The organism is Gemmiger formicilis (genome assembly GCF_016901605.1).
GTDB classification, from domain to species: Bacteria; Bacillota; Clostridia; order Oscillospirales; family Ruminococcaceae; genus Gemmiger; species Gemmiger formicilis_B.
Genome location: NZ_JACJKP010000124.1, coordinates 1 through 8,729 on the forward strand (window position 1 = coordinate 1; position 8,729 = coordinate 8,729).

Consider the following 8,729-nt stretch of genomic DNA (forward strand, 5'->3'; position numbering starts at 1 on the left):
CTTCCTCCGTAATGGGAATGCCCAGTATACCGGCGCTGCGGGTAATGATCTGCCCCAGTTCCTTGGGGCTGTAAGGTTCCAGTTTGAGCAGGATGCCGAAACGGTCCCGCAGCGGTCCGGTCAGCTGCCCCGCACGGGTGGTGGCGCCGATCAGCGTGAACCGCGGCAGATTGATCCGGATGCTCTGGGCACTGGGCCCCTTGCCGATCATGATGTCCAGCGCGTAGTCTTCCAGCGCCGGGTAAAGTACTTCCTCCACCTGACGGGATAAGCGATGAATCTCATCGATAAAAAGGACGTCGCCTTCCTGCAGGTTGGTCAGCAGTGCCGCCAGATCCCCGGGCTTTTCAATGGCAGGGCCCGAGGTAATGCGGATCTGAACCCCCATCTCCTGGGCAACAATGCCCGCCAGCGTGGTTTTGCCCAGACCGGGAGGGCCGTAAAGCAGAATATGGTCCATGGGTTCCCCGCGCTGCTGTGCCGCGCGCAGATACACCCGCAGGTTGCCTTTGGCTTTTTCCTGGCCCACATAATCATCCAGCGTTTTGGGGCGCAGGCTGATTTCTTCGGCATCGGCGGGCAGCGCGTCGGGGCTGACCAGACGGCTGGGATCAACGGTATATTCCTGATTCATAGCTGTCTTTCCCCCTCCTTACCGTGCGCGCGACAGACTGCGCAGCGCCACCTTGATGATATCCTGTACGGGCAGTGTTTCGTCTACCCGGGCTACGGCAGCCGCCGCGTCGGACGGCGTATAGCCAAGGCTGACCAGTGCCGCCACCGCCTGGGCGGGCGCGGAACTGGGGGCCGGGGACGCAAGATCCCCGCCGGCAAAGCCGGTTCCTTCGGCCAGACCCTTGCCCACCTTGTCTTTCAGTTCCAGGGTGATGCGCTGGGCCAGCTTGGGCCCCACACCGGAGGCTTTGGTAAATGCCTTGTGGTCGCCGGAGGATGCCGCCAGCGCCACCTTTTCGGGACTCATGACCGAAAGGATCGCCAGGCCCGCCTTGGGCCCCACACCGGATACGGCGGTAAGCATCTTGAAGCAATCCCGCTGTTCCTCGGTGGCAAAACCATAGAGTGAAACATCGTTCTCACTGACGTTCATCACGGTATACACCGTCCCCTCCTGCCCCGGTGCGGGCAGCGCCTCGCCGGTGGTGGCCGGGATCTGGACAGCATATCCGACTCCGCCGCAGCTGATCACAGCGGAATCCAGTGTCTTTTTCAAAATTTTGCCGGTCAGGCAATAAATCATGGTCGTATTCCTCGCATTCAGTCCGGTTCACCGCTCAGCGCGGCTGCGTCCCCATCAGGCGGCTGCGGCTGCAATGGCAGTGGGCAATGGCCATGCCCAGCGCATCGGCCGTATCGTCCGGTTTGGGGATGGTTTCCAGATGCAGCATCATACGGGTCATCTCCTGGATCTGCTTTTTGACCGCTTTTCCGTAACCTGTGATGGCCTGTTTGACCTGCATGGGAGTGTATTCGTAGATGGGCACACCGCACTTGGCGGCAGCCAGCAGGATCACGCCGCGGGCTTCCGCCACGCCGATGACCGTAGTCTGGTTATGCTGATAGTATAATTTTTCGATGGAGAGTGCTTCCGGCTGGTACCGGCGGCAGATATCAAGCACCGAATCGTAGATCTCGGCCAGACGCTGTTCAAACGGCGTGTCCTTCTCGGTCAGGACGGCGCCGTAGCCGATGGGGGCAAACCGGTTGCCCACATATTCCACAACGCCCCAGCCCACAATGGCATAGCCGGGGTCAATGCCCAATACCCGCAACTCCTTACACCTCCCCACAGTAACCGATATAGTATACCACAATTTTTATAAACCGTCCACAGGGCATTTTTCCTTTTCACAGTTCAAAAACCACGAAGCCCTGTATTTTTCAAAAAAAATTTATTTTTTTTGAAAAAAGGGCTTGATTTTTTCTTTTGGATTTGGTATGATTACAGGCGTCGCAAGAAGCGCGGCACAAATATGGACGGTTAGCTCAGCTGGTAGAGCATCTGCTTGACGTGCAGGAGGTCACAGGTTCGAGTCCTGTACCGTCCACCAGGAAAACCACATTTCAGGTATCTGAAATGTGGTTTTTTGTTTTTTCCCTTTTGCCGGAACCCGCGAAATACAACCATAAGCGTTCCGGCCCTGCCTCATAGCGAGATAAACAAACCGGGTGCGCAGAAATTTCTGCACACCCGGTTTTCGTTATCGATTTTCCTGATTGCGGCGGTTTTCCCGCTCTTTATCCCGGTCCCGATGGTCCCGGCGTTCACCTTTGCGGTGGTGTTCTTTTTCCTCCGGCGGGCGGCGGGTCAAGCGTACTTCCTGTACGCGGCGATGACTTACACGTGTCACCGTACCATCGCAGTCGCCCCAGGCGAAGTGATCCCCCACCTTGGGCAGGCGGCCCAGTTTTTCCTGTACCAGACCGCTGATGGCAATGGCGTCGATTTCCTCTTTATCTTTGATGGAAAGTTCCTCGGCCACATCATCCACACCGGCAGCACCGGATACCAGCCAGCTGCCGTCGCTCTGCTGATGGATCTCCTCCACCACATCGTCGTGCTCGTCCCAGATTTCGCCGACCAGCTCTTCCAGGATGTCCTCCAATGTGATGATACCGGCCGTTCCGCCGTATTCATCCACCACGACCGCCATGTGATGCTTGCTTTCCCGCAGGGTCAGCAGCAGCGTGGAGATCTGGGTGGCGCTGGTGGTATACAGCGTGGGCGAAACCAGGCTTTCCAGCTTGATGTCCTTCACATCGCCCTTGCGCATGGCGGCAAAGCAGTCCTTCTCATGCACAACGCCGATAATGTTGTCGATGGTTTCGTGGTAAACCGGAAGGCGGGAATAGCCGCTCTCGGCGAACATATCCACCACTTCTTCCATCGGGGTGTCGTCCTCCACAGCCACCACGTCCACGCGGGGGGTCAGCACGTCCTGTGCTTCCACGTCATCAAACTCGATGGCGCTGCGGATCAGTTCACTTTCCCGGTCGGTCAGTTCGCCGTCTTTTTCGGCTTCACTGACCATCGTCACAAGCTCACCTTCGGTGATGGTATCGCGGTCGCCGGTGTAAAAGCGCTTGGCCAGGAAGTTTTTCCATTGGCCGAACACCCAGTTCAGCGGCGTGAAGATCGTGACCAGTACACTCAATGCCGGCGCAAAACTCAACGCCAGCGATTCCGGCATCTCCTTCGCCATGCTCTTGGGGGTGATCTCGCCGAAGGTCAACACCACCAGTGTCAATACGATGGTGGAAACCGTAGGGCCATACGCACCGCCCAGCACCTTGGTGAACAGCACCGTACCAATAGAAGATGCGCCGATGTTCACGATGTTGTTGCCGATGAGAATGGTGCTGAGCAGACTGTCGTACTGCTCGGCCAGTGACAGCACTTTGGCGGCCTGACGGTCACCGGCATCTGCGCGGCTGCGCAGTCGGATCAGATTCAGCGAAGAGTACGCTGTTTCGGAAGAAGAAAAGAAAGCCGACAAGAGCACCAGAATGACCAGTGCCACGATCATAAATATACTGCCATCGTCCATGGGAGAACAACCAACTCCATATTCTATATTGTATTTTTATGCATTCCCGCAAGGTGCAGTGAACGCATATTGTAATGAATGATACCATACTTTGCCCCAAAACGCAAGGTATCGGCCTTATCCCGCGCAATTGTGCCAAAAAAGCGCCGTTTTTCGGTTCTTTCCCCGCCGGGCTGTACAAGCCCGTTGCGATTGCGAAGCCTGTTGGCCCGTGTTATAATAAGGTAATTCTGGTTTGAATCTGTGGCAAGGAGGCCCCCTGATGAATTCAATCTCCCAAGTCTGCCGCCGGCATCGCCGGCTGCTGCTGGCAGCCGGTTACCTGTTGGTACTGGCCTTTGCGGTGATGTATCTGCGCGTTACCATCAGCGTCCCGCCGGAGGGCGACGACAAACTGACTTTGAATGCCTGGATGTACGATTTTCAGCGTATGCCCTTCTGGCAGTATCTGCTGCAGGACCTGCGGCAGCGGCTGGGGTATTTTCTGCTGGAAGAAGTCCGCTTTTTCCCGTTCCACTACCCTTCCGCCATTTCCCTGCTGTTCTTTGGCTCGCTGACCAGTTACCGGCTGTACATCATTGGGGTGACCGCTGCCGCTGCGTTCCTCACCGGCCGGGTCATTGCCCGGTTGAGCGGCAGCGAAGGACTGGCGCTGGGCGGCTTTACGCTGGCTCTGGCCCTGGCTCCCATTTTTAACGAGGGCATGTACAGTTACTATGCCGTCCCCCAGAAAGCCCTGTTCTGGGCCATGGCCGCCTGGCTGTGCCTGCTTCACCTGCAGGATACCGGCCGCCGCCGTTGGGGCGTTGGTGCCGCCGTACTGGCTTTTATCTCCTGCGGCACTTATGAGATCGGCTATATGTACACCGTGATTGTTGCAGGTGTTTTTCTGGTGCTCTCCCACAGCGTGAAAAAAGCCTTGCTGCGCTGTGCTCCGGTCCTTGGCGGCACCGCCGTGGCACTGGCGTTTCACCTGGCATCCTCCCGCGGCTCCGGTTCCACCGGCAACGCACTGGCTGTGAATCTGCCGGAAATTGCCCGGGTCACGGTACAGCAAATGGCTGCTTCCATTCCCTTTTTCAATCCCATGATGCTGGGTGAAGACCCCGGCGTGATCACCAACGGCGACAAGCTCTGGCCGCTGCTGCTGGGCATTGTTGCCGGGCTGGTGCTGTGCTTTGTGGTACCGCTGCGCAAGGTGCCCGCCCGGGTACCTGCCGCCATGGCCGGCCTTGGTCTGGCGCTGTGGGCCGGCCCCGCCTTGCTGCTGGCCTGTTCCGAGCGTTACCAGCAGCCCGAGGCCATCACCTGGAAATGGGGGTACATTCCCGCGGCGGCCAGTTCGGTAGGGTTTGCCCTTGTACTGGCCTGCCTGATTGTACTGCTGGCCGGTTGTCTGGCACGCCTGCCCCGCTGGCCCGGCGTACTGCTGCGCCTGGCGCTGGCGGCGCTGGTGGCGGTGGGCATTTGTGCCAACGGCGCCTATACCCGCGCCTGCCTGCGCAACCACCATGCCAAGAATCTGGACAACTATTACTTCTTTGTGGATACCATTGAAGCCGGGCTGGCCGATACGGTAACCGCGGACGACCTGCTGCTATGCAACGAAAATGTTTGGGGTGGTGATACCGCCGCCGAATCCATGTTCTTCAGCCGGTTTGCCGGCCGGGAACTGCACGCCCAGCTGGTGGGTGCCGATGTGATTCCCGAAGACCTGAAGGGCAGTGTATTTGCCTACCAGACCTACCGCGATTACGGCGGCTATGATCTGGCCTGGTGCGGCCGTGCCCAAGACGAAAATGCTGAACTGCTGGACACCCTGCAGGTGTATGTGCAGGGAGCCCTGGTGCCGGACAACGCCGTGATCAAATACACCGTGCGCCTGCCGGACGGCAGCGAAGAAGCCCGGGCCATCTGCCTGCTGGACTGTGACCAGACCCCGCGCAACGCCAAGGGGGACTACATCGCCACGGTGGAGGACAGTTCCATCCTGAACGCCAAAGTCATGATCTGGGACGGCTGATTCCGGAAAAGAGGATAAACGATGCAAAATATTCTGCAATGGATGCGCCGGAACAAGGGCTTCACCGCCCTGCTGGCCGCGGAACTGGCGGTACTGCTTGCGCTGGTTGCCGGATTGTTCGGCGCCCCCTATACCCTTACCCTGACCCCCTCGGATTTCGACAACGATTTTTCCGACATTGCCGCCGTAAAGGAAGATGGCAGCGCGCTGCAGATCTACAACGACGGTTCGTTCCATACCGAGGATGAGATCACCTTTTCGTCCCGGGGCTGTGCGCTCCCTTCCGGCGCCTACGAGTTGACGATTTCCTATTTTTCCTGCGAAACCCCCGACGCCCCCACCTTCAGCGTACTGCAAAGCGCCGGCACCCTGACCTTTTCCTCCGAGAAAGTCCCCTCTGCCGTTCAGATGGACCCGCTTACCCTGGACGACGGCCACCGCACCGTTTCCACCCGCCTGTGGGTGAGTTCCGGTGCCCGGCTGGAGGATCTGACCGCCACTTTGACCTACAATGGCGGGCAGCTTTATCTGTATTCCCTCACCCTGACCGAACAGCCCATCTACCGCCTGACCCGTCTGGTTTGCTTTGCCGTATTCTTTGCTGTGGCGGATTTTCTCGGCTGGCTGTTCTTTGCCTGTGCAGGGGCCCGGGGGGCTGCACGCCGCAAATCTCTGGCCCTGCCACTGGCCATCGCAGGAATCACACTGGTTGCCTGCCTGCCGCTGTTCAGTGACCAGCTGTATTTTGGCCACGATCTGCGCTATCACCTGCAACGGATCACCGCCATGGCAGAGGAACTTTCCTACGGGCAGTTCCCTGTTCGCATTGCCACCACCTCCCTGAACGGGTACGGTTATATCAACCCCTTGTGTTACTGCGAACTGTTCCTTACCCTGCCCGCCCTGCTGTACAACGCCTGGCTGCCGCTGCGAACCTGCTACCAGATCTATGTGTTCGCCGTCACTTTGGCTGCCTGCGGATTCAGTTATCTGTGTTTTGCCCGGATGACCAGCCGTCGGCGCTGGGGGCTGCTGGGTGCCGCCCTGTACACCCTTTCCACTTATCGACTGGTTTGTGTGTACTTCCGCGCTGCCGTGGGCGAATACACTGCCATGAGCTTTTTGCCCCTGGTACTGCTGGGCGTATGGGAGATCTACCACTGCGACAAGCCCCGCTTTGCCCAATGGGCGCCCCTGGCGCTGGGCATGGCGGCACTGGTGCAGTGCCACCTGATCTCCACCGAACTGACCGCGGTTTTCCTGCTGATTTTCTGCCTGCTGCACCTGCGCCGCACCTTGCAGCCAGCCCGGCTGCTGGCCTGGTGCAAGGCCGCGCTGCTGGCCCTGGGGCTCAGCGCCTGGTTCCTTCTGCCGTTTATTTCCACCACATTGTCGGTGGATCTGCAGGTCAACAATCCCTCGGTGGGCAAACCGCAGCGGGAAGGACTGTACCTTCTCCAGCTGCTGAACCCCTTCGGTTCCGGCTTCGGCGGCACTTCGGTGGGAACTTCCACCGACATGAGCCTGACCCTGGGCCTGCCGCTGTTGCTGGGGCTGGCGTTGGCCCTTTATTGTCTGGCCCGCCGTGAGGAATGGTCCCCCCGCCCGGCGCTGCGTACTGTAACGGGACTGGGGATTCTGGCCGTGGTGCTGACGCTGCAGATCTTCCCCTGGGACTTTTTGGAAAGCTGGCTGGGCAGCGCCGCCGCCAAAGCAGCCTGTACCTTCCAGTACCCCTGGCGGTTCCTGGCCTTTGCCACCCTGCTGTTTACAGCAGCTACCCTGTGGGCTCTGCAGCTTGTACAGCGGCGCCATCCTTCGCTGTTCCGTGGTGCCGTGCTGGCTGTGGCGGTTTCCCTTGTTGCGGCGACCAGTGTATTCCAGATGCAGCTGCTGACCTGCAATGAACAGAGCAGCTATACCATCAGCCGCGACGACACCCGCGATGTGGGGCTGGGTGAATATATGATCGACGGTTGCAGCATTTACGAAACCATCTGGGCACAACCCAAACCGGGCAGTGAGGAACTGACGCTGACCAGCTACGAAAAGCGGAACGGCGTCGCCTACCTGACCCTGGAGAACAACGGCGGCGACACGGATATTTCGGTGCCGGTCTTCAACTATGGTCACTACACCGCCGTGAACGAAGCGGACGGCGCCCCCTTTGCCATGACCAGCGGCGAAAACGCCCGCATCGTACTGCAAATTCCCGCAGGATATCACGGCACCATTGTGATTGCCTGGCGTTCCCCCACCTGGTGGCGCGGCTGTGAATTGCTTTCTCTGGTCTGTTTGGTGGGTACAGTGGCTTATCTTCTGTACCGGCGCCGCAAAGTGCGTCGCCGTACTTGCCCGCCGTCCACCTGATACAGCTTTTCTGCCTGCATTTTTTTCAGCGGGAAACTCCTGTTTTTCTTTTCAAAAAAAATTTACAAAAAGTGCAAATTCTTTGCACCTTGCGTCGTTATAGTAAATAGAAATCCACTTTATTACATAGCACCGCCAAAGCGTACAAATTCCCCTGCAACTGTTTGGGATTTCTTGTCGCCTTTTCCGCTTGCTTTCGGTGTGGTTTCCGGCGTATAATAGCATCGCCATAGGTATGTTTTGAATTTACCCGAAAAGGAGTTTCCTATGCGTAATTGGTGTGCACGTCACCCCATTGGTTTTATGGCGCTGTACCTTGTATTTTATCTGGCCTGCTTTGCCTTTTTGGAAAAAAGCATTCTGGTGCCGGATTTATGGGTACACTGCCGCCTGGATGACCTGATTCCCTTCTGCAAATATGCGATCGTGCCTTATTATATGTGGTTTGCGTGGATTCCCTTCACGCTGTTCTACATACTGTGGCGGGCGCCGCGCGCCGACTTCTGGCGTGTCTGCCTGCCGTTGTTTGCCGGCATGACCTTGTCGCTGCTGTTCTATCTGATCGTTCCCAACGGCCTGTCCCTGCGTCCCCGCAGTGTTCCCGGTACCGATATTTTTGCCCAGGCCGTTCGGGCACTTTATCGCAGCGATACCCCTACCAACGTATGCCCTTCCATCCATGTGTTCAACTCGGCAACCTTGATGCTGGCGTACTATCGCTGCAGCTGCTTTGACGCCCCGCGCCGCCGCTGGATGCGTCCGGCCGCTGC

The 8,729-nt window shown here is 58.2% G+C and carries 7 protein-coding genes and 1 tRNA gene; 4 read left to right on the top strand and 4 right to left on the bottom strand.

The features are described from left to right. The 3 genes from ruvB to ruvC form a co-directional block, all read right to left on the bottom strand. Positions 1-634 (bottom strand): Holliday junction branch migration DNA helicase RuvB (ruvB, locus tag H6B10_RS10025; RefSeq protein WP_204651477.1); only part of this gene is annotated, 634 nt, incomplete at its 3' end. Between the two features lie 18 nt (positions 635-652). After that, a complete protein-coding gene (gene ruvA / locus H6B10_RS10030) occupies positions 653-1,258 on the bottom strand; it encodes a Holliday junction branch migration protein RuvA (protein WP_204651478.1) in 606 nt (201 codons plus the stop codon). A gap of 34 nt (positions 1,259-1,292) precedes the next feature. Beyond that, entirely contained in the window at positions 1,293-1,790 is a 498-nt protein-coding gene (ruvC, locus tag H6B10_RS10035) for a crossover junction endodeoxyribonuclease RuvC (RefSeq protein ID WP_204651479.1), read from the bottom strand. A 203-nt stretch (positions 1,791-1,993) separates the two neighbouring features. Between ruvC and H6B10_RS10040 the strand changes: the two genes are divergently transcribed. Then, positions 1,994-2,069: transfer RNA gene (locus tag H6B10_RS10040), tRNA-Val, on the top strand. Between the two features lie 150 nt (positions 2,070-2,219). On the opposite strand, the gene H6B10_RS10045 is transcribed toward H6B10_RS10040, so the two are convergent. Then, entirely contained in the window at positions 2,220-3,566 is a 1,347-nt protein-coding gene (locus H6B10_RS10045; protein WP_204651480.1) for an HlyC/CorC family transporter, read from the bottom strand. A gap of 262 nt (positions 3,567-3,828) precedes the next feature. Here H6B10_RS10045 and H6B10_RS10050 point away from each other — a divergent pair, with 262 nt between their 5' ends. The 3 genes from H6B10_RS10050 to H6B10_RS10060 form a co-directional block, all read left to right on the top strand. Further along, entirely contained in the window at positions 3,829-5,589 is a 1,761-nt protein-coding gene (locus H6B10_RS10050) for a hypothetical protein (RefSeq protein WP_204651481.1), read from the top strand. Between the two features lie 21 nt (positions 5,590-5,610). Then, positions 5,611-7,959, top strand: coding sequence for a hypothetical protein (locus H6B10_RS10055; protein WP_204651482.1), 2,349 nt, complete (start codon positions 5,611-5,613; stop codon positions 7,957-7,959). A gap of 267 nt (positions 7,960-8,226) precedes the next feature. Beyond that, the coding region (locus H6B10_RS10060) for a hypothetical protein (protein WP_243427343.1) at positions 8,227-8,729 on the top strand (503 nt) is incomplete at its 3' end.